Source organism: Mesorhizobium dulcispinae, assembly GCF_033977345.1.
Lineage (GTDB): Bacteria > Pseudomonadota > Alphaproteobacteria > Rhizobiales > Rhizobiaceae > Mesorhizobium > Mesorhizobium dulcispinae.
The window spans coordinates 180,754-206,526 of record NZ_JAVIIY010000001.1 but is presented as its reverse complement, the minus strand read 5'-3'; the positions used below and the strand labels follow the sequence as shown (position 1 = coordinate 206,526).

Annotated in this window: 19 protein-coding genes and 1 riboswitch; of the genes, 10 read left to right on the top strand and 9 right to left on the bottom strand. The window is 64.7% G+C overall.

Annotated features, from left to right (window positions below; genetic code table 11):
* Window positions 1-42: 42 nt before the first annotated feature.
* From RFN30_RS00910 to RFN30_RS00895, 4 genes are all read right to left on the bottom strand, one after another.
* Window positions 43-3,192, bottom strand: coding sequence for an efflux RND transporter permease subunit (locus RFN30_RS00910; protein WP_320260262.1), 3,150 nt, complete (start codon window positions 3,190-3,192; stop codon window positions 43-45).
* 243 nt (window positions 3,193-3,435) lie between these two features.
* Window positions 3,436-4,587: an efflux RND transporter periplasmic adaptor subunit gene (locus tag RFN30_RS00905; RefSeq protein WP_320260261.1), complete on the bottom strand. Its 1,152-nt coding sequence runs from the start codon at window positions 4,585-4,587 to the stop codon at window positions 3,436-3,438.
* Window positions 4,588-4,643: 56 nt separating this feature from the next.
* Window positions 4,644-5,249, bottom strand: coding sequence for a TetR/AcrR family transcriptional regulator (locus RFN30_RS00900; RefSeq protein ID WP_320260260.1), 606 nt, complete (start codon window positions 5,247-5,249; stop codon window positions 4,644-4,646).
* Between the two features lie 342 nt (window positions 5,250-5,591).
* A complete protein-coding gene (locus RFN30_RS00895) occupies window positions 5,592-7,232 on the bottom strand; it encodes an acyl-CoA synthetase (RefSeq protein WP_320260259.1) in 1,641 nt (546 codons plus the stop codon).
* Window positions 7,233-7,435: 203 nt separating this feature from the next.
* Between RFN30_RS00895 and RFN30_RS00890 the strand changes: the two genes are divergently transcribed.
* The 4 genes from RFN30_RS00890 (at window position 7,436) to RFN30_RS00875 (ending at window position 12,583) form a co-directional block, all read left to right on the top strand.
* A complete protein-coding gene (locus tag RFN30_RS00890; RefSeq protein WP_320260258.1) occupies window positions 7,436-8,401 on the top strand; it encodes a sugar-binding transcriptional regulator in 966 nt (321 codons plus the stop codon).
* Between the two features lie 199 nt (window positions 8,402-8,600).
* Complete coding sequence (locus tag RFN30_RS00885) at window positions 8,601-10,655, top strand: bifunctional aldolase/short-chain dehydrogenase (protein WP_320260257.1); 2,055 nt, start codon at window positions 8,601-8,603, stop codon at window positions 10,653-10,655.
* 218 nt (window positions 10,656-10,873) lie between these two features.
* A complete protein-coding gene (locus RFN30_RS00880; protein ID WP_320260256.1) occupies window positions 10,874-11,494 on the top strand; it encodes a C39 family peptidase in 621 nt (206 codons plus the stop codon).
* Between the two features lie 18 nt (window positions 11,495-11,512).
* Window positions 11,513-12,583, top strand: a complete 1,071-nt coding sequence (locus RFN30_RS00875) for a D-alanine--D-alanine ligase family protein (protein ID WP_430698459.1) — start codon at window positions 11,513-11,515, stop codon at window positions 12,581-12,583.
* A gap of 62 nt (window positions 12,584-12,645) precedes the next feature.
* Here the strand turns inward: RFN30_RS00875 and RFN30_RS00870 are convergent, their stop codons facing one another.
* The 3 genes from RFN30_RS00870 to RFN30_RS00860 all read right to left on the bottom strand — a co-directional run bounded on the left by RFN30_RS00870 (window position 12,646) and on the right by RFN30_RS00860 (window position 16,324).
* On the bottom strand, window positions 12,646-13,698 hold the full coding sequence (locus RFN30_RS00870) for a substrate-binding domain-containing protein (RefSeq protein WP_320260254.1): 1,053 nt from the start codon (window positions 13,696-13,698) through the stop codon (window positions 12,646-12,648).
* Window positions 13,699-13,738: 40 nt separating this feature from the next.
* Window positions 13,739-14,734 (bottom strand): ABC transporter permease, encoded by a 996-nt coding sequence (locus RFN30_RS00865; protein ID WP_320260253.1) that lies wholly within the window; start codon window positions 14,732-14,734, stop codon window positions 13,739-13,741.
* 78 nt (window positions 14,735-14,812) lie between these two features.
* Entirely contained in the window at window positions 14,813-16,324 is a 1,512-nt protein-coding gene (locus tag RFN30_RS00860; RefSeq protein WP_320260252.1) for a sugar ABC transporter ATP-binding protein, read from the bottom strand.
* A gap of 138 nt (window positions 16,325-16,462) precedes the next feature.
* On the opposite strand from RFN30_RS00860, the gene mtnK reads away from it, so the two are divergent.
* From mtnK to RFN30_RS00830, 6 genes are all read left to right on the top strand, one after another.
* Entirely contained in the window at window positions 16,463-17,731 is a 1,269-nt protein-coding gene (mtnK, locus tag RFN30_RS00855; RefSeq protein ID WP_320260251.1) for an S-methyl-5-thioribose kinase, read from the top strand.
* Entirely contained in the window at window positions 17,728-18,822 is a 1,095-nt protein-coding gene (mtnA, locus tag RFN30_RS00850) for an S-methyl-5-thioribose-1-phosphate isomerase (protein ID WP_320260250.1), read from the top strand. Before mtnK ends, mtnA begins: the two co-directional genes overlap by 4 nt.
* Before the next feature lie 333 nt (window positions 18,823-19,155).
* Window positions 19,156-19,300, top strand: a riboswitch (FMN riboswitch).
* A 77-nt stretch (window positions 19,301-19,377) separates the two neighbouring features.
* Window positions 19,378-19,845 (top strand): 6,7-dimethyl-8-ribityllumazine synthase, encoded by a 468-nt coding sequence (locus RFN30_RS00845; protein WP_320260249.1) that lies wholly within the window; start codon window positions 19,378-19,380, stop codon window positions 19,843-19,845.
* A gap of 139 nt (window positions 19,846-19,984) precedes the next feature.
* Entirely contained in the window at window positions 19,985-21,049 is a 1,065-nt protein-coding gene (fba, locus tag RFN30_RS00840; RefSeq protein WP_320260248.1) for a class II fructose-bisphosphate aldolase, read from the top strand.
* Between the two features lie 141 nt (window positions 21,050-21,190).
* Window positions 21,191-21,349 (top strand): peptide ABC transporter permease, encoded by a 159-nt coding sequence (locus RFN30_RS00835; RefSeq protein ID WP_320260247.1) that lies wholly within the window; start codon window positions 21,191-21,193, stop codon window positions 21,347-21,349.
* A gap of 199 nt (window positions 21,350-21,548) precedes the next feature.
* On the top strand, window positions 21,549-22,274 hold the full coding sequence (locus tag RFN30_RS00830; protein WP_320260246.1) for an MgtC/SapB family protein: 726 nt from the start codon (window positions 21,549-21,551) through the stop codon (window positions 22,272-22,274).
* A gap of 19 nt (window positions 22,275-22,293) precedes the next feature.
* On the opposite strand, the gene RFN30_RS00825 is transcribed toward RFN30_RS00830, so the two are convergent.
* Together RFN30_RS00825 and RFN30_RS00820 are read right to left on the bottom strand one after the other, a co-directional pair.
* On the bottom strand, window positions 22,294-23,520 hold the full coding sequence (locus RFN30_RS00825) for a VWA domain-containing protein (RefSeq protein WP_320260245.1): 1,227 nt from the start codon (window positions 23,518-23,520) through the stop codon (window positions 22,294-22,296).
* Entirely contained in the window at window positions 23,510-25,771 is a 2,262-nt protein-coding gene (locus RFN30_RS00820; protein WP_320260244.1) for a DUF5682 family protein, read from the bottom strand. Before RFN30_RS00820 ends, RFN30_RS00825 begins: the two co-directional genes overlap by 11 nt.
* Window positions 25,772-25,773: the final 2 nt, after the last annotated feature.

Below are 25,773 nucleotides of genomic sequence, written 5' to 3'. Positions count from 1 at the left end.
TCAGCGAAGCAAAAACCGCTGCGCACTTTTCGGGATCATGCTCTATTCCGCAGCCAGCGCCAGCTGCGGTCTTTCGATGCCTTCGATCTGTTCCGGCTGCGGCGCCTGCTCGTCGGTCTTGGCTTTCTTCGGCTCGCGGCCGAAGAACAGGGCGTAGCCCGCCGGCAGCACCAGGATGGTGAGCACGGTGGCGACGAGGATGCCGCCCATCATGGCGTAGGCCAGCGGTCCCCAGAAGACGGCGCGCGAGATCGGGATCAGCGCCAGCACGGCGGTCAGCGCCGTCAGCATGATCGGCCGGAAGCGGCGTACGGCGGCGCCGACGATCGCTTCCGACCGCTCCATGCCCGCCGCGATATCCTGATCGATCTGGTCGACCAGGATGATCGAGTTGCGCATGATGATGCCGAGCAGCGCGATGACGCCGAGGATGGCCACGAAGCCGAACGGCGCGCCGCTGATCAGAAGCGCCGCGGCGGCGCCGATGATGCCCAGCGGACCGGTGGCCAGCACCAGCATCGACTTGCCGAAATGCTGCAGCTGGACCATCAGCAAGATGACGATGATGGCGAGCATGATCGGCGCCTTGGCGGCGATCGAGGCTTGGCTTTCGGCCGAATCCTCCGCGCCGCCCTGGATCTCGATCTTGTAGCCGGGGGCGAGACCGGCACGCAGGTCCTTCATGTCGTTGTACATCTTGGTGACGACATCGTTCGACTGCACGCCGTCCGGCAGCGTGCCGCGCACGCTGATCGTCGGCAGGCGGTCGCGCCGCCACTCGATGCCCTGCTCCATGACGGGCACGACCTTCGCCACCTGCGACAGCGGCACCGAGCCGCCGAAGTCGGTCGGGATGTAGACGGAGTCGACCGACGACAGGAGATGACGGGTCCCGTCCGGCTCGCGGGCGACGATCGAGACCGTCTCCTCGCCGTCGCGGAAATCGTCGAGCGGCGCTCCGGACATGGTGGCCTGCAGCATCTGGCGGATGCGCTGCGAGGTGACGCCGAGCGCGCGGGCGCGGTCCTGGTCGATCACCAGCTTCATCGCCGGCACCGGCTCCAGCCAGTCGTCATGCACGGCGCCAAGCAGCGGGTTTGCCAGGAACCTCGCCTTGACCTCGTCGGCGATGCGACGCACTTCCTGGCGGTCCGGACCCATGACGCGCATCTGCACCGGCCAGCCGGTCGGCGGCCCAAGGAACAGACGGTCGACCTTGGCGCGGATGGACGGGAAGTCCTTGGCGAGGATGCTTCGCATCTTGACGATCAGCCGCTCGCGCGCCGGCTCGTCCTTGGCCATCACCAGGAGCTGGGCGAAGTTCGGATTCCTGAGCTGCTGGTCGAGCGGCAGGAAGAAGCGCGGCGCGCCCTCGCCGATATAGGTGGCGATGAAGCGCTTGTCCTGGTCGTCCATCATCTTCGCTTCCAGCGCCTTGGCCTGCGCCTCGACCTCCTTGATCGAGGTGCCCTCGGGCAACCAGAGATCGACCAGGATTTCCGGACGCGAGGACTGCGGGAAGAAATTCTGCGGAATGAACTGGAAGGCCCACAGGCTGGTGCCGAACGTGACCAGCGTCATCACCAGCACGATGATGCGATGGCGCACGGCCCAGGTGACCGTCGCGCGCAGCCGCCGGTAGAAGCGCGTGTCGAAGACATCGTGATGGGTGCCGGCGTGCTTGCGCTGCTTCAGGATCATGTAGCCCAGCCACGGCGTGAAATAGACCGCGACGAACCACGACACGACCAGCGCAATGCCCACGACATAGAACAGCGTGCGCACATATTCGCCGGCGGTGGAGGCCGCAAAGCCGACCGGGATGAAGCCGGCTGTGGTGATCAGCGTGCCGGTGAGCATCGGGAAGGCGGTCGAGGAATAGGCAAAGCTTGCCGCCTCGATCTTGACCAGCCCCTCCTCCAGCTTTCGTTCCATCATCTCGACGACGATCATGGCGTCGTCGACCAAAAGGCCGAGTGCGATGATCAGCGCGCCGAGCGAGATGCGCTGCAGGTCGATGCCGATCTCGTACATGATGGCGAAGGTTGCGGCCAAAACCAGCGGGATGGCGATCGCGATCACCAGGCCGGAACGCCAGCCGATCGACAGGAACGAGACGATGAGCACGATGAGCAGCGCTTCGCCGAGCGCCTCCATGAACTCGTTGACAGCATCCTTGACGACCTCGGGCTGGTCGGAAATCTGGTCGACCGCAACGCCGTAAGGCAGGCCTTCCTCGAAGCGCTTGTAGGTCGCCTCGACATCCTTGCCGACGTCCCTGACGTTGAAGCCCTTGGCCATGACGACGCCGACCTGCACGCTCTCATGGCCGTTGAAGCGGTACTTGCGCTGATACGGATCCTCGAGGCCCGAGGTGACGGTGGCGATGTCGCCGAGGCGCGTCACCTGGTTGCCGGCGCGCAGCCTCAGCTCGCGGATGTCGGCGGCCCTGGTGACGTCGCCCTCGACCGAGATGCGGACCGAGCGCAGGCCGGTGTCGACCGAGCCGGCCGGATCCACGGCGTTCTGCCCTTTCACGGCATTCTGCAGGTCGAGGATGGTCAGGCCGCGCTCGGCCAGCGCCTTGGAGGAAACGTCGATATAGATCTTCTCGGGCTGGTCGCCGATGATGACCGCCTTCTCGACGCCCGGCGTCGCCAGCAGCATGTCGCGCGCCTGGATGGCGAATTTCTTCAGCTCCGGATAGGTGAAGCCGTCGCCGCTGATCGAATGCAGCGTGATGAAGGTATCGCCGAACTCGTCGTTGAAATAGGGGCCTAGCAAGCCTTGCGGCAGTTCATTGGCGATATCGCCGACCTTCTTGCGCACCTGGTAGAAGGCGTCCTTCACCTCAGCGGCATTGGTGTCGCCCTTGACCTGCAAGGTGATGATGGCGCTGCCGGCGCGGGTGTAGGAGCGAACGAAATCGAGATGCGGCGTTTCCTGCAGCTTGCGCTCGATCTTGTTGACGACCTGGTCTTCCATGTCCTGGATCGAGGCGCCCGGCCAGACTGCCTGCACCACCATGACGCGGAAGGTGAAGTCGGGGTCTTCCTTCTGGCCCATGCGCATCAGGCCGAGCGCGCCGGCCAGGATGATCAGCCCGAACAGGAAGCGCGCGATGCTCGGATGCCCGATCGCCCAACGCGAGAGATTGAAAGGCCGCTTTTCAGTGCTGCTGTCCGTGGTCATGGCACAAGTCCAGTCCAATTGGCCGGCAAGGCACGCTTGCCATTGCTCATGAATTGCTCGGTGGGCTTCCGGGCGGCGAGCACCTCAAGCGGAGAGAGACTCGCAATCGCGCTGGACGCAGCCATGGTGCGGGGGATACCAATGCCGGCGTCTCGTCGATCGGGCGCGTTCGCCGCCCGGAACCCATGCCTTGCCCGGTTCGCGGCTCGCGCAGCGAAGCGGGAAAGGCGTTCTTTCGCCTGGTTAGCGCAGGCTGCTGGTGGCGGCGACGTCATCGGCTGCGGAAGCAGACTGCTGTGCGGCGTCGCCGGAAAGCTTCACTTTCAGGTTCTCGGTCATGAATTGCGTGCCGGCGGCCACCACCACGTCGCCCTGCTTCAGGCCTTCGGCCACGGCAACGCCGTCGGCGGTGAAGTTCGCCACTTTGATCGAGCGCGGATGGACAGTGTCGGAGGCGCGGTCGACCGTCCAGACGATGTGCTTGCCATCCTTCTCAGCCATCGCGGTCAGCGGGATCGACACCAGTTGCGCCTTGCTGCCGACGGTCGCCTCGACATTGGCGGTCATGCCAAGCAGCACGCGCGGATCATTGGGCAGCGACACCCGGACCGCGAAGGTGCGCGACTGCGGATCGGCGCTGCCGGCCACTTCGCGGACCTTGCCGTCAAGGGTGAGCGCGTCGTCCGACCAGAAGCTTGCCTTGACCTCCTTGCCCGGCCGGAAGCCGGCAATGTCCATCTCCGGCACCGCGATCAGCACTTCCTTCTCGCCGTCGACGGCAACCGTCATCACCGGCGTGCCGGCGGCGACCACCTGGCCGATATCGGCGGAGGTGGCGGTGACGATGCCGGCCTTGCTGGCCTTGAGATCGGTGTACTGGACCTGGTTCTTAGCCTGAGCCAGCGTCGAACGGGCGGCATCGCGGGATGCTACCGCCTGATCGTAGCTCAGCGCCGCCTGATCGAGCTGCGACTTCGGCGCGAAGTTCTTGGCATAGAGCTGCTCGGCGCGCTTCCTGGAGAGATCGACCGTCTCGACCTGCCTCTCGGCGGCGTCGAGGCTCGCCTCAGCGCTCTTCACCGACAGCTCGTAGTCGGACGGGTCGATGCGAGCGAGCACGTCGCCCTCGTTCACATGCTGGCCGATGTCGACGAGACGCTCGGTGACCTTGCCGGCGATACGGAAGCCGAGATTCATCTCGGTGCGGGCGCGCACCGAGCCGGAGTAATCGAGCTGGCGGGTGGTCTGCGCCTCGCCGATCTCGACGACCTTCACCGGCCGGACGACTTCCTGGACGACCGCTGCCTTCTCCTGGCTGCAGCCGGCAAGGCCAATCGCGGCGACGAAAAGACCGGCGGCCGGCAGCTTGCGGAGGATGGAACTGGACAAAGACACTTTAGCACTCCCGAACTGGAGATGATTTGTCAAAACCGGCACCCGGCGGGCGGCGGCTATTTCAAAGCTCTGATTGCGTAATCGATGAGGTCGTCGGGCATTGCCCGATTGGTCTTGGCCAGGCACTGCGCGACCATTTGCGGGTGACACAGGATGACGGTGGCGGCGCCGAAGCAGCGCGAGGCGATCACCGGATCCTGCTTCCTGAACTCGCCGGCCTCGATGCCCTGGCGGATCACCTCGGCGAACAGGTCGTGGATACGGTCGACATGCTTGTCGATAACGCCCCAGTCGCGCTCGAGCGCGACGATGACCATCTCATGCACCTTCTGGTCGTCGAGCATGACTTCCAAGGTCATCTTGTACTGGGCGTGAACATAGCGGCGCAGCCGCTCCTCCGCGCTGAGCGGCAGGCGCGATATCTCATAGGCCATCGCGTAGCTGGCGCCGAGCATGCGGCCGCAGACGGCCTGGTGGATTTCGACCTTGGAGGCGAAGAAGCGGTAGATATTGGCCGGCGACATGCCGAGCTCGCGAGCGATGTCGGCGACGTTGGTCTTGCTGTAGCCGTAATGCCGGAACAGGCGCTCGGCGCAGTCGAGAATGCGCGTCACATTCTCCTGTCTGGCGGGGTCGGCCACGATGTTGGCGGCTTCTGACATGGTGCTTTCGTTTGACGAGTGACGAATTTCAATTTTCATCACTCGTAAATCGAAAGAAGCGAGGAGTCAACGCGAAATCGATGTACGCGTACAAAATGGTGACAGATGGTGACAGTTGGGGCTGGAACTTCCGGCGCCACGATCCTGCCCACCCCCCTCTGTCCTGCCGGACATCTCCCCCGCAAGGGGGGAGATTGGCAGCTTCGTTGGCGGCGCTCACCCTGCAGCGTTAGCGATTGGCGAAAGCAAAGGTGACATCCGATCTCCCCCCTTGCGGGGGAGATGTCCGGCAGGACAGAGGGGGGTGGGCGGGAACTCGACCTGACCCAGTTTTGGCGGAAGCTAGCCCTGTTTCGCCATTTCCCTCAACCTGAACTTCTGGATCTTCCCCGTCGATGTCTTCGGAATTTCGGCGAACACCACCGCCTTCGGCACCTTGAAGCGGGCAAGCAGGCCGCGGCAGTGCTCGATGATCTCGGCCTCCGTCGCGCTCTTGCCGGGTTTTAGCTCGACATAGGCGACCGGCACCTCGCCCCATTTCTCATCGGCGCGCGCGACCACGCCGCAGGACGCGACTGACGGATGCTTGTAGAGCGCGTCCTCGACCTCGATGGAGGAGATGTTCTCGCCGCCGGAGATGATGATGTCCTTGGAGCGGTCCTTGAGCTGGATGTAGCCATCCGGGTGCATGACACCGAGATCGCCGGAATGGAACCAGCCGCCGGCAAAGGCCTCGTCGGTCGCCTTGCGGTTCTTCAGATAGCCCTTCATGACGATGTTGCCGCGGAACATGACCTCGCCGATGGTCTCGCCGTCGGCCGGCGTCTCCGCCATCGTCTCGGGGTTCATTACCGTCAGTCCCTCGAGCGCGGCATAGCGCACACCCTGGCGCGCCTTCATCGCCGTCCTCGGCCCCTTTTCCAGCGCATCCCACTCATTGTGCCATTCGTTGACGACGGCCGGCCCGTAGGTCTCGGTCAGGCCGTAAAGGTGGGTGACGGCGAAGCCGGCATCGGCCATGCCGGAAAGCACCGCCTCCGGCGGCGGCGCGGCGGCCGTGTTGAAGGTCACGGTCTGCGGGAACTGGCGCTTGTCCTCGTCCTTCGCGTTGATCAGCAGCGACATGACGATAGGCGCGCCGCAGAGATGAGTGACGCCATGGTCGGCGATCGCGTCATACATCGGCTTTGCCCGCACCCAGCGCAGGCAGACGTGGGTGCCGGCCTGCACAGCTAAAGTCCAGGGGAAGCACCAGCCGTTGCAGTGGAACATCGGCAGCGTCCAGAGATAGACCGCATGCTTGGCCATGCCGGCATGGATGGTGTTGGTATAGGCCATCAACGCAGCACCCCGATGGTGGTAGACGACGCCCTTCGGATTGCCGGTGGTGCCGGAGGTGTAGTTGAGCGAGATGGCGTCCCACTCGTCATCCGGCATCGACCATGCAAACGCTTCATCGCCGCCGGCGACGAAGTCCTCATAGTCGAGCTTGCCTATCCGCTCGCCCTTCGGATAGGGCGCGTCGGCGGCGTAGTCGGGATCGTCGTAGTCGATGATCAATGGCTTGACCTTGGCCAATGCCAGCGCCTCCCTGACGACGCCCGAGAATTCGCGGTCGACGATCAGCACCTTGCTGTCGGCATGATCGAGCTGGAAGGCGATGACAGCGGCATCGAGGCGGGTGTTCAGCGAATGCAGCACCGCCTTCACCATTGGCACGCCGAAATGCACCTCCAGCATCGGCGGCGTGTTCGACAGCATCACCGTCACCGTGTCGCCCTTGCCGATGCCATGCTTCGAGAGTGCCGAGGCGAGCTTCAGCGAGCGGCGCCAGAAATCGCGATAAGAGATGCGCTGGCTGCCATGGATGATGGCGACATGATCGGGATAGGTCTTGGCCGCACGCTCAAGATAGGTGAGCGGCGTCAACGGCTGGTGGTTGGCGGCGTTCCGGTCGAGATCCTGTTCGTAGGGATTGGCCATCCCATCCTCCCCAAAAGTCTTTTCGTGTTTTCTAAACTCAGGCCCGCGATCATGCCATCCCCCCGAACGACTGAGAAATGCTATGATATGAGCGCTTGGTAGAATGGCTGCCCAGATCAGACCGCGCCGGAGGGCGATTACACCCAATCACCCAGATTTGACTTTTGTCGAGAGCCGTGACTAATGTCAGCCGAGGAGGCGGCATGGCGATTAGACCGGCAGAACAGCTCATCCACAAGGCCGCCTGGCTCTACTATGCCCATGGCCTTCGCCAGGACGAAGTGGCGAACCAGCTCAAGATTTCGCGCGCATCGGTTGCGATGTATCTGCGCAAGGCGCGCGAGACCGGCATCGTCAACATCTCGACTTCGACGCAGCTTTTCACCGACGACGTCATGGCGCGCGAGGTTGAGGATGCCTTCAAGCTCGACGCCGTCTGGATCGCGCCGGAAAACGCCTATGTCGCCGATCCCTCGACCGATATCGCGGTGCTGGCGGCAAGCGTCTTCCTCGAACTGGTGAAGAAGGGCGACCGCATCGGCGTCGCCTGGGGCCGCACCGTCTACACCATCGCCGACATCATGTCCTATGCGGACCTGCAGGATGTCACCGTGGTGCAGCTCTGCGGCAATCTCGGCGCGCCCTATTCCTACCGACCCGACCAGTGCACAATGGAGATCGCGCGGCGGCTGAACGCCAAGGGTCTGAACTTCTACGCGCCGCTAGTGCTGTCGACGGAGAAACTGGCGCAAGGCCTGCGCGCCGAGCCGGTGATCCGCGACCAGCTTGCCGGCGTCAGCGACTGCGATCTCGCGCTCTATTCCGTCGGCGCGGTCGATGCCGACAGCCATCTGGTGAAATGCGGCGCACTCACGCCGGCCGAAATGTCGGCACTGCGTGGGCAAGGTGCGGCCGGCGTGATTGCCGGGCAGGTCATCGACGCCAATGGCGAGGTGCTCGACTGCGACTACAACCGGCGAGTCATATCCGCCGAACTCGCCTCGCTGCGCGCCATCGGGAAGCGGCTGATGGTGGTGCAGGAGGATAGCAAGTTCGAGCCGTTGCTGGCGGCAATCGCCGGCGGGCTCTGCACGCATCTGGTGGTCGGCGCGCATATGGCTGAGCGTCTTCTGCAACACGCCGGGGCGGCAAGCAAAAAGGCTTCCTAGAGCCGGATGATTTCAGGTCGAATCGACCTGAAATCTGAATCCGGCTCTAAATCAAAGAGATGGAGCATGATGTCGTCCGAAAACCGCTTCACACTTTTCGGCATCATGCTCTGGGAAAACCACCCTCGCCGCTTCTGTCATCAAGACGTCGCGGCTTCCTGTTCATGAGCAGACAAAAGACGGAATCGGACGGAACGACATGAAGAACCTTTGGAACGACGCCGACGCGGAAAAGATGGTGGCCGACTATGCGAAGAAAGGCGTCGGCCGCGACCTTGCGCTGCGCGTCTACACGACCCGCCTGCTCGGCGGCGAGCCTCGGCTGGTGCTGCATGGCGGCGGCAACACCTCCTGCAAGACCAAGGCCACCGATCTCGTCGGCGACGAATGGGACGTGCTGTGCGTCAAGGGCAGCGGCTGGGACATGGCGATCATCGAGCCGCAAGGCCTGCCGGCGGTGAAGATGGGCGCGCTGCTCAAGGCGCGCGCTCTTGCCGCGCTCTCCGACGAGGACATGGTGGCGCTGCAGCGCTCCAACCTCATCGACCCCGCCTCCCCCAATCCGTCGGTCGAAACACTTCTGCACGCCTTCCTGCCGCACAAATTCGTCGACCACACGCATTCGACCGCGATCCTCGCCATCGTCGACCAGGAAGACAGCAAGGCGCTGGTGGCAAAGGTGTTCGGCAGCAGGATGGGCTACGTGCCCTACATCAAGCCCGGCTTCGACCTCGCCAAGGTCGCGGCGGAGGTTTTTGACGCCGATCCGGGCGTCGAGGGCCTGATCCTCGACAAGCACGGCATCTTCACCTTCGGCGACGATGCGAAGCAGGCCTACGACCGGATGATCCACTATGTGAACGTCGCCGAGGACTATGTCGCCAGGAACGGCAGGCCGCAGGCGGCCAAGGCGGCGCTGCCGGCGAAGCTCGCCAGGCCGGCGGATATCGCGCCGACGCTGCGCGGCGCGGTGGCGGTGGCGCGCGGCGAAGGCCGCTTCGACCGCATGATCAGCGACTTCCGCACCTCGGACGCCATCGTCGACTTCATCAATTCGGCGAAGATCGCCGACTATGCCGGGCGCGGCGTGTCGACGCCGGATCTGTCGATCCGCATCAAGACCGGCCCGATGGCGGTGCCGGCGCCCGACGCCGACAAGCTCGGCGACTACAAGGCCGTCATCCACAGCCATGTCGAAGCCTTCGCTAAGGACTACCGTGCCTATTTCGAGACCAATGACGCGCTGGACGACATCAAGCGCACCATGCTCGACCCGATGCCGCGCCTGACCCTGGTTCCGGGCCTAGGGATGTTCGGCCACGGCCGCACGCTGAAGGATGCCAAGATCGCCTCGGACGTCGGCGAGATGTGGATCGAGGCGGTGCGTGGCGCGGAAGCGATCGGCAATTTCCAGCCGCTCTCCAAAGCAGACCTCTTCCCGCTCGAATACTGGTCGCTGGAGCAGGCCAAGCTCGCCTCCAACAAGCCGAAGCCGCTGACCAGCCAGGTGGTGCTGATCACCGGCGGCGCCGGCGCGATCGGCGCCGCGACGGCAAAGCTCTTCGCCGCCAACGGCGCGCATGCGGTCATCGTCGACCTCGATCCGGCCAAGGCCGCGGAAGCGGCGAAGGCGGCCGGCAACAATTCGATCGGCGTCGGGGCCGACATCACCAATCCAGCCGAAATGCGCGCCGCCTTCGACAAGGCGGTCGCCGTCTATGGCGGGGTCGACATCCTGGTCTCCAATGCCGGCGCCGCCTGGGAAGGCCGGATCGGCGAGCTAGACGACGCCACTTTGCGCAAGAGCTTCGAGCTCAATTTCTTTGCGCACCAATCGGCGGCGCAGAATGCGGTGCGCATTATGCTGGAACAGGGGACGGGCGGCGTGCTGCTCTTCAACACCTCCAAGCAGGCGATCAATCCCGGCCCGAAATTCGGCGCCTACGGAATTCCCAAGGCGGCCACGCTATTCCTGTCCAGGCAATATGCGCTGGATTACGGCGCGCAGGGCATCCGCTCCAACGCGGTCAACGCCGACCGCATCCGCTCGGGGCTTCTGACCGACGCCATGATCGCCAGCCGCTCCACCGCGCGCGGCGTGTCGGAGAAGGAATACATGTCCGGCAATTTGCTTGGACAGGAGGTGACGGCGGACGACGTCGCGCAGGCCTTCCTGCACCAGGCGCTGGCCGAACGCACCACCGCCGACGTGACGACGGTGGACGGCGGCAACATCGCCGCGGCGCTGCGCTGACCAAGTAAGAGCTTCCGGTTCCTGGAGCGGTTCATCGTTTGACGAAAACGACGAACCGCTTCGATCTCCTTGTCTTGATGCAGTTCCGGACCGTTTTACACTTCTGCTGGAAAACTGCTCCAACTGGCCAAAATCCGCTCAAATCCTTCGCTTATTGCTCGAACAGCTTTAAGAGGGTGCCTTGCGCCTCGCATGCGAGACACAAGGCTGGAGCCGGTATGCAATCCAGGGAAGTGCCTTATTTCAGCCAGTGGGAATCGCCCGGCATGACTTTGCCGCTCTTGGCGGAGGGACCATCGGCTCTGCATCGCGATCCGCTGTGGCGCAATTCCGGCGCTGAGACGGTCGAGGACCATGCGCGCTGGGCCGTCAACGTCTGCGGCATGGCCTGCCTGAAAATGATCCTTGCCGCGCGGGGCGAAATCCACCCTACATTGGAACTTGCCCGCGCCTGCACGGCCTATGGCGGCTATGTCGTCAATGAGGCAGACGGTTCGATCAAAGGGCTGATCTACGAGCCCTTCGTCAGGTTCGTCCGCGAACGTTTCGGCCTGTCCGCCGAGACGGTGACGAATGTCGATATGGCTATGGTGCCCGGACTTCTTTCCAGGTGGCGCTACTTCATCGCCTCGGTGCATCCCGGCATCCGCTGGCCCGAACGCGAGCCGCCTTCCAAGGGCGGCCATCTGGTGCTGGTGACGGCGGCCGCGCCAGGCGAAATCCGCTTCCACAACCCGTCCGGCCACGACCGGCCGAGCCAGGCGAACGCCACGCTGCCGCTGACCACCTTCGATCGTTTTTTCGCCAATCGCGGCATCGCCGTCGATTTCCAATCCTGATCATTCCTGGAGATGTCCGTGGCCGCGAAAAAACTGCGTATCGGTGTGCTGTTCGGTGGTCGCTCGGCCGAGCACGAGGTGTCGCTGCTTTCGGCGGCCAATGTCATGCATGCGCTAGATCCGGCGAAATACGATGCCGTTCCGATCTTCGTCACACGCGAGGGCCACTGGCTGCTGAGCAGCTACCGGGACGGGGCGCTAGCGACACCGTCAAGCGGCACGGATATCTGCCTGGTGCCGGGCGGGCATGGACGGATGCTGGCCATTCCGGCCGGCGGGCCACCGCATGAACTGCCCGCCATCGATATCCTGTTCCCGGTCCTGCACGGTCTCCATGGCGAGGACGGCGCCGCCCAGGGGCTAGCCGAAGTAGCGCAAGTGCCGCTTGCCGGCTGCGGCATCCTGGGTTCGGCCACGGCCCTCGACAAGGATATCGCCAAGCGGCTGCTGAAGGCGGCGGGAGTGCCTGTCGCGCGTTCGGTGACGATCGACGCGGGCGCAGCACCTTCCCTCGCCGTGCTGGAAGATCAGCTTGGTCTGCCGCTGTTCATCAAGCCGGCGCGGCAAGGCTCGTCGGTTGGCGTCGCAAAGGTCAATGCCAGCCAGGAATTCGATCGGGCACTCGAGGAAGCCTTCCAGCACGATCGCAAACTGCTGGCGGAGGAATTCGTTCGTGGCCGCGAGATCGAGTACAGCGTGCTGGAAGATCCCGAAGGCGAACTCTTCGTCTCACGACCGGGCGAGATCGTGCCCGCCGAAAGTCACGGCTTCTACAACTACAATGCCAAGTATATCGACGAAAATGGCGCGGCATTGATCGTGCCGGCGGAACTGCCGCCGGAGGTCGAGCAAGGCATGCGCGACATGGCCGCGAGGGCCTTCAGAGCCGTCGGTTGCGACGGCATGGCGCGTGTCGACTTTTTCCTGATGCCCGACATGACGTTCCTGGTTAACGAACTCAATACCATTCCCGGCTTCACCAACATCAGCATGTACGCCAAGGCGATGGCGGCAAGCGGCATCAGCTACCCGGAGGTCATCGACCGCTTGGTGGCGCATGGGCTGGCGCGGGCCGCGCGATCGATCTGAGCGACCGGAGAAACAAAAAGAGCGGCCCTAGAGCCGCTCTTTCTTTGGCAGATGGCTGAACACTACTTGGCGTTCGGGTTCGGCATCCAGGCGGGCATGGCGACATCGGCATGGGCGAACTGCGGCAGCTTGGCCGACAGGTCCTCCATGTTCTTGATGTCCTTGTCGACGAGCTCCTTCTGGGTGATCAGCGTCGGCGGCACGATGACGTTGTGGCCGGGATCCTCGCCGGCGAGCAGTTGCGCAAGCGCCCGCACCGACACCTGCCCGACGACGGCCGGGTTGGTGGCGGCGGTTGCCGCCCAGGCGCTGTCCGCCTCGCGCATCGCAGCGATATCCGAGGTCGAGATGTCGGCCGAATAGATCTTGATGCCCTTGTTGAGGCCCGCCTCGTCGACGGCGATCTTCACGCCCTTGGCGAACTCGTCATAAGGCGCGAACATCACCTTGATGTCGGGATGCGCCTGCAGCACCGAGCGCGCCTGGTTGGCGACCGAGTTGGCGATCGGGTTGTCGAGCGTCCCGAACATCGCGACCTCGCTGATGCCCGAATATTTCTTCTTCACGTCGACCCAGGTCTCGTTGCGGCGGTCGAGCGGCGCGATGCCGGCGACATAGACATACCCGGCCTTCCAGCTCTCGCCATTGTCCTTGACCGCCTGCTCGAGCGCGAGCTTTGCGAGGTCGCGGTCGGACTGCTCGATCTGCGGGATTTTCGGGTTCTCGACATTGACGTCGAAGGCCACGACCTTGATGCCGGCATCGACCGCACGCTGGGCGGCGTCCTTCATCGATTCCGTCAGGCCGTGCTGGATGATGATGCCCTGCACGCCGAGCGCGATGGCCTGGTCGACCATGTCGGCCTGGAGCGCCGCGTCCTGACGGCTGTCCAGCACGCGCAGGTCGACGCCGAGCGCCTTGGCCTGCGCCTCGACACCGGAGAGATAGGCCTGGAAGAAGTCACCGGTCGAGAGATAGCGCACCAGCGCGATCTTGACGCCCGGCTTGTCGAACGGCGCCGGACGGTCCGCCGCCAATGCCGTGCCCTGTATCAGCAGCGCCGCGCCCGCAAGGCCAAGTGCGGCCTTCCCCAAAAGTCTTCTTGTGATGCTCACTTTTTCCTCCGTTGTGTTCTCATCAATGCCCCGGTCGAAACTATCTCTTGCCCCTGCCGGAAAGGGCGAAGGTGAAGACAAGGGCGACGACGAGCACCGCGCCCTTGACGAAATCCTGCGTGTAGTAAGGGGCGTTCATCATCGTCAGGCCTTGCAGCAGGACGCCGACGAACACCGCGCCGACGGCGGTGCCGAAGGCGTTGGGCTTGGCGGCGCCAAGCACCGCGTAGCCGATCAGCGCCGCCGCTACTGCGTCGAGCAGGAGATTATTACCCGAGGCGATGTCGCCGCGTCCAAGCCGGGCGGCGAGCAAAATCCCGCCGATCGAGGCAAAAACTCCAGAAATGACGTAAGCCCAGATTTTGTATGCCTTGACAGGCGCGCCGGCGAGTTCGGCGGCGCGCTCGTTGCTGCCGACGGCATACATCATGCGGCCGAAGCGGGTGTATTCGAGGAAGAACCAGATCAGCACCGCAAGCACGACCAGCACCACCACCGAGACCGGGATCAGGCTCGGGATGAAGAAGTCGATGCGGTGGCGTCCGAGCGCCAGGAAGGTTTCTGAGAACTTGCCGTTGGCGACCGAGCCGTCGGGCATCGTCATGCCGGTGGCGATCGAGCGGCCTTCGGTCGGGATACGCTGCAGGCCGAGCAGCAGGAACATCATGCCGAGCGTCGCCAAGAGATCAGGCACGCGCATATAGACGATCAGCCAGCCGTTGATCAGGCCGACAACGACGCCGATAACCAGGCAGGCGATGACGGCGACGATTGCGTTCTGCTCCAGCACCACCATGGCATAGGACGCCGCCATCATGGCGCTGGTGGCGACCGAGCCGATCGAAAGGTCGAAGCCGCCGACGACCAGCGTCGCGGTGACGCCGAGCGCCAGCACGCCGGTGATCGCCACCGACTGGAAGATGAAGACCGCGCTTTGCGGCGAGGCGAAACCGTCGGCGGCGACCGCGAAATAGGCGATCAGCCCGACCAGAAGGACGATGAAGCCATAGCGGATAGCATAATCACGCAGTGTCATCGAACGCTCCCGCGCCGTCGCCCTCTCCGCCAAACTGGAACTCATGCCTGCACTCCAAGTCTCGTCATCCGTGCGATCTCACGCCGCGCTGTGCAGCGGCCCGCCGGCCACTTCAGCCAGCAGCCGATCGAGATCGATGTCATCGTTCCTGTGCTCGCCGACGATCGTCTGTTCCGACATCACCAGGATGCGGTCGGCGGTCTCCAGCGCCTCGTCGATCTCGGTGACGAAGAGCAGGGTGGCGCGGCCGTCGGCGCTTGCCCTGAGCTTGGCTGCGATGTCGCGCCTTGCCGAGATGTCGACGCCCTGGAACGGCTCGTCCAGAATGAACAGGCGCGAAGTCTGCGACATCCAGCGCGCCACCATCACCTTCTGCTGGTTGCCGCCCGAAAGCGCCGACAGATCATCCTTCTCGGAGCGGCAGACGATGCCGAGCTCGTCGATCTGGCGGCGCGCGGCCGCGCGCTCCGCGCGGTGCTTCATGACGCCAAAGCCGGACATGCGCTTCAGGAACGGCAGGCTGATGTTGCGCTCGATGTCGAAGCCGCCGACGATGCCGCTCATCGCGCGGTCCTTGGCAACAAGGTAGACGCCGGCGGCAATCGCCTCGCGCGCGGATCCTGGCGCGTAGGGCCTGCCGTCCATATGCATGGTGCCGGCCAGCAGCCTGCGCACGCCGAACAGCGTCTCGGCGAGCGCCGTCTTGCCGACGCCGACCAGGCCAGTGATCGCAACCACCTCGCCGGCGCCGAGCGTCATCGAGATCGGCCTGGCGCCATGCGCCAGTTGCAGGCCTTCGGCGGAGAAGATGGCTCGCGCCGAATTCCTGGCGACGACCCGGTCGAGATGGATCTTGCGGCCGAGCATGGCGTTGACCGCCCCCTCATAGTCGAGCGGCTTGCGGTCGAAGACGCCGGAGATGACGCCGTCGCGCATCGAAACGATGCGGTCGGCCAGCCGCCTGATGTCCGACATGCGGTGCGAGATGTAGAGGATCGCGACACCCTGCCCGCGCAGGCGGTCGATCAGCGCGAACAGCCGGTCGGCCTCGGCGCTCGACAGCGACGAGGTCGGCTCGTCCAGGATCAGCACTTTCGGCTGGTGCGCCATGGCGCGGGCAATGGCCACCATCTGCCGGTCGGCGAGTGAGAGGTCGGCGACACGCGCCCTGAGGTCGATTGCGAGCCCCATACGGTCGGCGACGGCCCTGGCCTCGGCGCGGACATTGGCAGGCTTGAACAGCAGCGATGCGCCCTTGCCGCTCAACCGGTCGAGCGTCAGGTTGGTGGCGACATCGAGGTCGGCCACCACGCCGTCATTGATGTTCTGGTGCACGGTGACGACGCCGGCGCGGATCGCTTCCGCCGGCGTGCCGGGGTCGAATGCCCGACCGGCGAGCCGCATCGTGCCGGCGCCGTGCGTGTAAACGCCGCTGACGATCTTGACCAGGGTGGATTTGCCGGCGCCGTTGGCGCCCATCAGCACGGTGACCTCGCCCGCATAGAGGTCCAGCGAGATGCCGCCAAGCACCTCGTTCTGGCCGAAGGATTTCCTCAGGCCCTCCACACGGAACACGGCATCTGCGCCCATTCGTTCCTCCCTGACCGGTGACGCTATGGGCTCATTCGGCAATTGTCAACACGATTGACATTTGCCAGAGCGCTTCCTAGCTTGGCCCCGCCGCCGTGGCTCCGCTATCGTTGGCGACCACGAGCAGGAGGGGTGAGGATGACCGGAAAGTTCGAAGCATTGTCGGTGGAGACGCTGCCGAAGCGCCTTGGCGAGACCGCGGCGCTGAGCGAGCGGATCGGCAAGGATGCCAGCCGCTGGAAGGTACGCGAGGTCGGCGACGGCAATTTGAACCTTGTCTTCATCGTTGAAGGCGACAAGGGCGCCGCGGTGGTCAAGCAGGCGCTGCCCTATGTGCGGCTGGTCGGCGACAGCTGGCCGCTGCCCTTGAAGCGATCCTTCTTCGAATATCACGCGCTGACCAGGCAGGAGCGCCGGGCGCCCGGCTCGGTGCCGGCGATCTACCATTTCGACGAGGATCAGGCGCTAATCGTCATGGAGTATCTGGCGCCGCCGCACATTATCCTGCGGCGGGCGCTGATCGACGGCCGCGAGCTGCCGAATATCGCGCGCGACATCGGCCTGTTCATGGCCCGCACTTTGTTCCGCGGTTCCGACCTGTCGATGATCGCCAGAGATCGCAAGGCCGATCTCGCTCTGTTCGCCGACAATGTCGAGCTTTGCGACATCACCGAGAACCTGGTGTTCTCCGACCCTTATTTCGACGCCACGATGAACCGGCACACCAGCCCGCAGCTCGACGGGCTGGTGGCCGAATTGCGCGCCGACCGCAACCTCAAGGTCGAGGCGCAGCGGCTGAAGCATCTCTTCGCCGCCAATGCCGAGACATTGCTGCATGGCGACCTGCATTCCGGCTCGATCATGGTCACCGACACCGAGACCCGGATGATCGATCCGGAGTTCGCCTTCTATGGGCCGATCGCCTTCGATGTCGGCATGCTGCTTGCGAATTTCTGGATGGCCTTCTTCTCGCAGCGCGGCCACGAGCAGAAGAAAAGCCGGGACTCGATGCGCGCCTACCTGCTCACGGTCACGGCCGAAACCTGGGCCGTCTTCCGCGCCGAGTTCTCGCATCTGTGGCGCACCGAGCGCACCGGCATACTCTACCAGAAGAGCCTGTTCGAGGATCAGGGCGATCGGCTCGGCGCCGAACAGGCGCTCGACCACATGCTTGGCGGCATCTGGACCGACCTGCTCGGTTTCGCCGGCATCGAAGTCCATCGGCGCATCCTCGGCCTCGCCCACAATGCCGATTTCGAGACCATTGCCGATGAAAACCTGCGCGCCACATGTGAGGCCAAGGCTTTGCGCTTCGGCCGTCACATCGCCGTCAACCGGCGTCAGATCCACAGCATCGACGAGGTCAATACCCTGGCCGCGCTGATCGAACAGGAGAATGGACTTTGAACGTCGGTGAGCGCCACTACCGCACCATCTGGCTGAGCGACGACAAGCGTTCGGTCGAGGTCATCGACCAGCGCTGGCTGCCGCACGAGTTCCGCGTCGAGCGGATCGGAACCGTCGCCGGCATCGCCACCGCGATCCGCGACATGTGGGTGCGCGGCGCGCCGCTGATCGGCGTCACCGCGGCCTTTGGCGTCGCCATCCAGATGACCGACGATCCATCGGACGCAGCGCTCGACGCGGTGTGGGAGACGCTGCACAAGACGCGGCCGACGGCTATCAACCTGCGCTGGGCGCTGGACGAGATGCGGCGTTTCCTCAAGCCGCTCGCGCCGGAACAGCGCGCCGAGGCGGCGTACCGGCGCGCCGCCGAGATCGCCGACGAGGACGTTGGGCTCAACCGCGCCATCGGCGAGAACGGGCTTGCCATCATCAAGGAGATCGCGGCGAAGAAGAAGCCGGGCGAGACCGTCAACATCCTGACCCATTGCAATGCCGGCTGGCTGGCGACGGTCGACTACGGCACCGCCACCGCGCCGATCTATCTGGCGACCGAGGCCGGCATTCCGGTCCATGTCTATGTCGACGAGACCAGGCCGCGCAACCAGGGCGCCCAGCTGACGGCCTGGGAGATGGCCGGCCACGGCGTGCCGCACACGCTGATCGTCGACAATGCCGGCGGCCATTTGATGCAGCATGGCGATATCGACATGGTGATCGTCGGCACCGACCGCACCACCGCCAATGGCGACGTCTGCAACAAGATCGGCACCTATCTCAAGGCTTTGGCCGCCGCCGATAACGACGTGCCCTTCTACGTCGCGCTCCCCTCGCCCACCATCGACTGGACTGTCGCCGACGGGCTTGCCGAGATCCCGATCGAGGAACGCTCCGGCGACGAGGTTTCGCTCGTCTGGGGCAAGACCGCGGACGGCAAGGTCGCTCAAGTGCGCGTCTCGCCCGACGCCACGCCGGCGGCGAACCCTGCCTTCGACGTGACGCCGGCGCGTCTGGTGACAGGGCTGATCACCGAACGCGGCGTGGCGAAGGCTTCGCGCGAGGGGTTGAAGGCGATGTTCCCGGAGCGTGGATAATAGCTGATCTCCCCCCTTGTGGGGGAGATGTCCGGCAGGACAGAGGGGGGCGCTGTCCCGCCAGCTAGTGCTTGAGTTCCTCGCCCCCGCCATCAGCGGGGGAGAGGTGGCCGCGTAGCGGCCGGAGAGGGGACTTCGTAGGGCGCTCCCCTCTCCGTCTCGGCTTCGCCGAGCCACCTCTCCCCCACATTCGTGGGGGTGAGGAACCTTGATCCTGTAGCGCCGCGATCCTTCGCGCCCCCCCTCTGCCCTGCCGGGCATCTCCCCCACAAGGGGGGAGATTGGCTAGTCGCCAATTGACAGCGCCTTCCGCCCCTTCCATACAAGCCACGTTAATGTTCTCAGGGCGGGGTGAAAGTCCCCACCGGCGGTAAGGGTTTCGACCCAAGCCCGCGAGCGCCTCCCGGTAATAGGAGGGTCAGCAGATCCGGTGCGATTCCGGAGCCGACGGTTACAGTCCGGATGGAAGAGAACGTACGCAAGGACGGCCCGCTCGCGCGGGCCGGTTTTTGCGTCGTGCGTCCTGATTCTGGTTCGAAACGGAAGGAAGGACCCATGAATCAGCATTTCCCCAAAGACCAACAAACCCGCCGCGTCGCCGTCATCCGGGCGCGCTGGCATGCCGACATCGTCGACCAGTGCGTCACGGCCTTCGAGGCGGAACTTGCCGCGCTCGGCGGCTTTGCCGTGGAGATCTTCGACGTGCCGGGCGCCTACGAGATCCCGCTGCACGCCAAGACGCTCGCCGAAACGGGCCGCTATGCCGCCATCCTCAGCACCGCCTTCGTCGTCAATGGCGGCATCTACCGGCACGATTTCGTGACGAGCGCCGTCATCGACGGCATGATGAGCGTGCAGCTCGCGACCGGCGTGCCGGTGCTCTCGGCCGTACTGACGCCGCACAATTACCATGAGAGCGCCGAGCACCACCGCTTCTTCCATGAGCATTTCCAGGTCAAGGGCAAGGAAGCGGCAAAGGCCTGCGCCGAAATCCTTGCCGCACGCGCACGCATCGCCGCCTGAGCAACAGACTAAACCGATTTGGATTTCAGCACCGCAACGAGAGTGGTTGCGGTGCGTCGGAAATCCGGCCAGAAGCAACGGGCCGCCCGCCTGGGCGGCCTTTCAAACACGGCTCGAACCAGATACGGGAGACTATTCGTTGGCTCGCATCACACTGAGACAATTGCTCGACCATGCCGCCGAACACGGCTATGGAGTGCCTGCCTTCAACATGAACAATATGGAACAGGGGCTCGCCATCATGGAGGCGGCCGAGGAGACCAAGTCGCCGGTCATCCTGCAGGCCAGCCGCGGCGCCCGCGCTTACGCCAATGACGTGGTGCTGGCCAAGCTGATCGACGCGCTGGTCGAGATCCACCCCGATATCCCGGTCTGCATGCATCTCGACCATGGCAACAACGAAGCGACCTGCGTCACCGCCATCCAGTACGGCTTCACCTCGGTGATGATGGACGGCTCGCTGAAGGAGGACGGCAAGACGCCCGCCGACTATGCCTATAATTCCGGCATCACCCGGCGCGTCGTCGATATGGCGCATTGGGGCGGCGTCTCGGTCGAAGGCGAGATCGGCGTGCTCGGCTCGCTGGAGAGCGGCGGCGGCGAGCAGGAAGACGGCCACGGCGTCGAAGGCGCGATCAGCCACGACCAGTTGCTCACCGATCCGGTGCAGGCCGAGCAGTTCGTGCGCGACACCCATGTCGATGCGCTGGCGGTCGCCATGGGCACCAGCCACGGTGCCTACAAATTCTCGCGCAAGCCGGACGGCGCGGTGCTGGCGATGAACGTGATCGAGGAGATCCACCGCCGCCTGCCCAACATGCATCTCGTCATGCACGGCTCCTCCTCGGTGCCGGAGGAATTGCAGGAGATCATCAACAAATATGGCGGCCAGATGAAGCCGACCTGGGGCGTGCCGGTGGAGGAGATCCAGCGCGGCATCAAGCACGGCGTGCGCAAGATCAACATCGATACCGACAACCGCATGGCGCTGACCGGCGCGATCCGCAAGGTGCTGACCGAGAACCCGTCGGAGTTCGATCCGCGCAAATACCTGACCCCGGCCATGGCGGCGATGAAGAAGCTCTGCAAGGAGCGCTTCGAGCAGTTCGGCACTGCCGGCAACGCGCCGAAGATCAAGCCGATCCCGCTGTCGGACATGGCCAAGCGCTACAAGTCGGGCAGCCTCGACCCGAAGTTCGGCTAAAAGCCGGGAATTTCGCCGGCCGATGGCGGGAGCGCTTGCCGCTCCCGCCGGTATTGCCGCCAAATCCGGCGGAACTTCACGCCAGCAAATCGGTTCATGTCCTGACACCTTCTGTGCCCACTCGCAGGGAAGGATTGGACTATGAGCAAGGATCACGACAAGGAACCCCTGGTCTTTTCGGGCCGAGACGCCAGGCAGGGCGAAATCATCCTGCATACGCGCGCTCAGCGCATCATCTTCATCGCCGGACTGGTCGGCGCTGTGGTGCTGGCGCTGGTGCTCAGTCTCGCCATCCGGTGAATCGGAGGCAGCTGGGCGACGTCGGCTAGAGCGGTTCGCCGTTTCACGGAAACGCCAAACCGCTCTGTCTCTTTGTTTTCAGGCAATTTCGGACCGTTCACACTTTTCCTGGAATTGCTCCAAGGAACCATCCGCGGCCGAGTTTAGTTGAACGTCCGACGCAATCGAGGACAAGGCACCGACCCTGCCCTGACCGAGGATGTTCGAGCCGCTCTGCTGCGACATGCCGCTTCATCCGACCTGGCCGGATCTCGTCGTGCGGCTGTTGGCGACACTGGTCGCAGGTTTTCTCATCGGCTTGAATCGCGAGGCGCGCGGCCACTCCGCCGGACTGCGCACCACGATACTGGTCGGCCTTGCGGCCGCCGTGGCCATGGTCCAGGCCAACATGCTGCTCGATGTCGCTGGCAGGGGGCCGGACTCGTTTGTCCGCATCGATGTGATGCGCTTCGCGCTCGGCGTGCTCACCGGCGTCGGCTTCATCGGCGGCGGCACCATCCTGAGGCGCGGCGATCTCGTCACCGGTGTGACCACCGCCGCCACAATGTGGATCATGACGATGATCGGGCTGGCCTTCGGCGGCGGTCAGTTCGGCCTCGGCGCGATTGCGACGGTGCTGACGCTGGTGACGCTGCAGGCGCTGAAATGGGTCGATCTCAGGATCTCCCGCAACCACAAGGCGGTCATTTCGGTGTCGTGGCCCAAGAATTCACCGCCGGACCTTCAGGCGATGGTACGCCCGCTCGGCTATGCGGCGCGCTTCGTAGGCATGGAACACGACGCGGGCCGCGACCGCTTCGTGTTTTCCTACACGCTGGGATGGCGGCAGCCTGAGGCAGTCGAGCCCTCCACGGACGTGCTGGCACTGGTCGGCCAGCACTGCGAGGTCGAGCGGTTCGAGATGATCGACGAGAAGATGTTCTGAGCGGAGCGACGATGGACGGCTATTCGCCGGCATTGGTCTCGGCGCGAATGAGCTTGATGTCGGCGCCTGCTGCCCAGGCTCCGATATCCTCGCGGCGCAGCGCGGCCGCCATCATGTCGGGGAAATGATCCGGCGTGCAGGCAAAGACCGGAATGCCCAACGCCGCGACCGAACCGGCCATGGAAGGATCGTAGCCGGGACGGCCCTGGTCGGTGAGCGCCAAGAGCACGACGACATTGACGCCCAACCGCACCAGCGCAGCCAGCCTTTGGAGAAGCTCCTTGCCGTTGCCGCCTTCGTAGAGATCGGTGATCAGCACGAAATGCGCCTTGGTCGGCCGCTCGATGCGCTCGGCGCAATAAGCGACGGCCTGGTTGATGTCGGTGCCGCCGCCGAGCTGGACGCCGAACAGCACCTCGACCGGATCGCTGAGCTCCTCTGTCAAATCGACAATCGCGGTGTCGAAGCAGACGAGCTTGGTGCGCACGACCGGCAAGGAGGCCATCACAGCGGCGAAAATCGAGGCGTAGATGACCGAGCTTGCCATCGAGCCCGACTGGTCGACGCATAAAGTCACCTCGTCGAGGTCGACCAGCCGGCGCTGGCGGCGCATGAAGCCGACCAGCTTTTCCGGCACAACCGTCTTGTGGTCCGGCTGGTAGTGGCGAAGGTTGGCCGCGATGGTGCGCGGCCAGTCAATGTCGCGCTGGCGCGGCCGGTAGGTGCGCCGCGACTTATCGAGCGCGCCGCGGATCGCTTCGGCGGTTTTCTGCTCGAGGCGCTGCATCAGCTTGGCGACGATGTCTGAAATGATCGAGCGGGCGATGTCCTTGGTCTTCTCCGGCATCGCCGAGCGCAGCGAGACCAAATCGGCGACGAGATTGACGTCGGCCTCTATCGCCTTGAGGAATTCCGGCTCCATCAGCATCTGCTTCAGGTTCAGCCGCTCGAAGGCGTCCTTCTGCACGACCTGGACGACCTGCTCGGGGAAGAACGAGCGGATATCGCCCATCCATTGCGCGACACGCGGCGCCGAGCGGCCTAGCCCGCCGCGCCGCTTGCGCGGATCGCCGCCGGCGTCGCCGCTGCCGTCGCCATAAAGCGCATCGAGCGCCGCCGAGAGCCGCCGGTCCTCCGCCGAGAGCGCCGAGGAGGACTCATCGTCGGCGCCGATCGCCAGGCGCCAGCGACGCTCTCGCATCTCTTCCGTCGGATCGAGGTCCGGCCCGACCGTTTCATCGTCCATGACCGGCCTCCCCCGCGACCAGATTCCGAAGAATTCCAAAATGCCGGCGCCAGGCCTCGCCGCCATCGGGCGTCGGCGTCAGCCCGGCGGGCAGGCTTGCCCTTTTGCCAAGCACGGCCTCGATCAGGCGCCGGCGCTCCATGCTGTCGAGATTGGAAAAGACGCGGCGCAGCAAGGGCAGATGCGCCACGAAGGCTCCCTCGTCGAGCGATGCCAGCCAGGCGTCGACGGCGCCGCGCAGCCCCTCGTCATAGATCAGCCTCTGGCCGGCGCCGCTGAAGAAGCCTTCGAAGAAGGCGGCGGCATCGATGACGGGCGTTCCCGGCGACAGCCGCTTTGCCAAAAGGTCGGCCGTGGTTTCGGCGGAGAGCCGCCCGGCCTCGTAGAGCAGATGCGCGGCACAGCCGGCGACGAGCGCCGTCGAGCGCGACGAGTCGAGCACGGCCGCCAGGCCACCCTGCCACGCCTTCAGGACATGTTCGTCCGGCTCCACCAGCCTGATCGCCTCGTCGGCCTTGCGCAGCGCACCCATCAGCGCCGCGGCGGCCTGCGTGTCGAGATCGCGCGCCGCGTAAGGCAGCGCGATCGAGCCTTCGATGATCAGCCGCTCCAGCAGGCCGGCAAGGCGCTCGGTCTCGGTCTTGCGCGCTTCGCCATAGCGGATGATGTCGGCCAGCGGCGGCACCGAAGCGAGAAGTTCCAGACACTCGCTGCTACGCGCCGCCTTTTCCTCGAGCGCTGCGAGGCCGGCCGCGGACGCCTCGCTTAGCGCGGCGGTGATCGCGCTCTGGACCAGAGTGGCCAGCGCATCGAGCGTCGAAGCAGTGCCGATCATCTGGACCAGGCGGCCATTGGCGGCTTTCTCGATGGTCGGTCCGTAGATCAGGTTCTCGACCAGGCGGACGGCATATTCCGGCTGCCATGCCAGCATCCAACGCTCGCGGAACGTGCCGCGGCTGCGGCCGACGTCCGTCAGCCTGCCCCAATTCACGCCAAGCACGTTCAGCCGATGCAGTAGCGTCGAGCGGAAGAGCCCGCTCTCGCTGCGCAGGTCGATGGAGAGTTCCCGCTCGAGCGCCTCGGGCTTCAGCCGGGCGGCCTTCTGGTTGCGCTGCAGGTCGTCGATTAGCGGCGCAAGCGGCGTGTCGGGCGGGATCTCGCCGACATCGGCGCCCAGCAGCAGCTCGGCCTCGACCATCTTCCACAGCAAGGCCTCGCCGTTGAAGAGGGCCGCGATCGAGGCATCGCGCAGCTCCTCGAATCCCGGCTTCGGCCGCTCGCGGATGGCGGCGAGTGCACGCGCCAGGCGCTCCGCCTCGATCAGCGAGGCGGTCGAGATCATGTGACCTTTCGCCCTGAGAACCGAAGCGATCCGCGCGAGCCACAGGACCGAGGCGTCGTCCTGCCCGCGCGTCTGCCACAGATGCTTGCACCAACCGGGCGCAACGATGCCGGCGCCGTATCCATAGTCCAGCGCCAGGCGCGGCCCGGTCCAGGGTGCGAAGGTCATCATGGTCTTGCGCCGGCCGATGCCCTTGAGCAGTGCCTGGTCGCTCTTTTGCGTGTGCGCCGTCCACAAGGCAGGCACATGCCAAGCGCCGCAGACGACGGCCAGCGGCCCATCGAATTCTTTCCGCGCGGCAGCGATCTCGAGGCGCATATGCGCCTCGCGCATGGCGTCGAACTTGCCGATCGAAGTCTCGCCGTCACGCAGCGTCGCCATCGCGTCGGCGATAGCCGCGAAGATCGGGCCGGGCGCGGGATTCTGCTCGATGATGTCCGACCACCAGCTTTCGCCGTCGTCATAGCCGGCGGCGCGCGCCAAGGTGCCGATCGGATCATGAATCCGCAAAGCCTCTTCGCCCTGCCCTTCCGTGGCCTCCGCTTCGGCGGCATCGGCGTCCGTCGATCCTTCAGGCGTCTTCTCGGCAAGCCGAGCGGCAGACGGCAGGTCGATGAAGCGCAGCGCTGCCTTGTTGGCGACGGCCCACAGCGCCGCCTGATATTCCGGAGAGAATTCGGCGAAGGGCCAGAAGCTGGTCGCGACGGGATCGTCCTCCGGGTAGCAGAGCAGCGCCACCGGTGGCTTCATGTCGGGATTGGCAAGCAGCGGCAGCAGCGGCGAGGCATCCGCAGGCCCTTCGATCAGCACAGCGACCGGCTGCAATTCCTGCAGCGCCTTGACCAGGCTCGCGGCGGAGCCAGGCCCGTGATGGCGGATGCCGAAATAGCTGACGCCGCCCTGCGTCATCG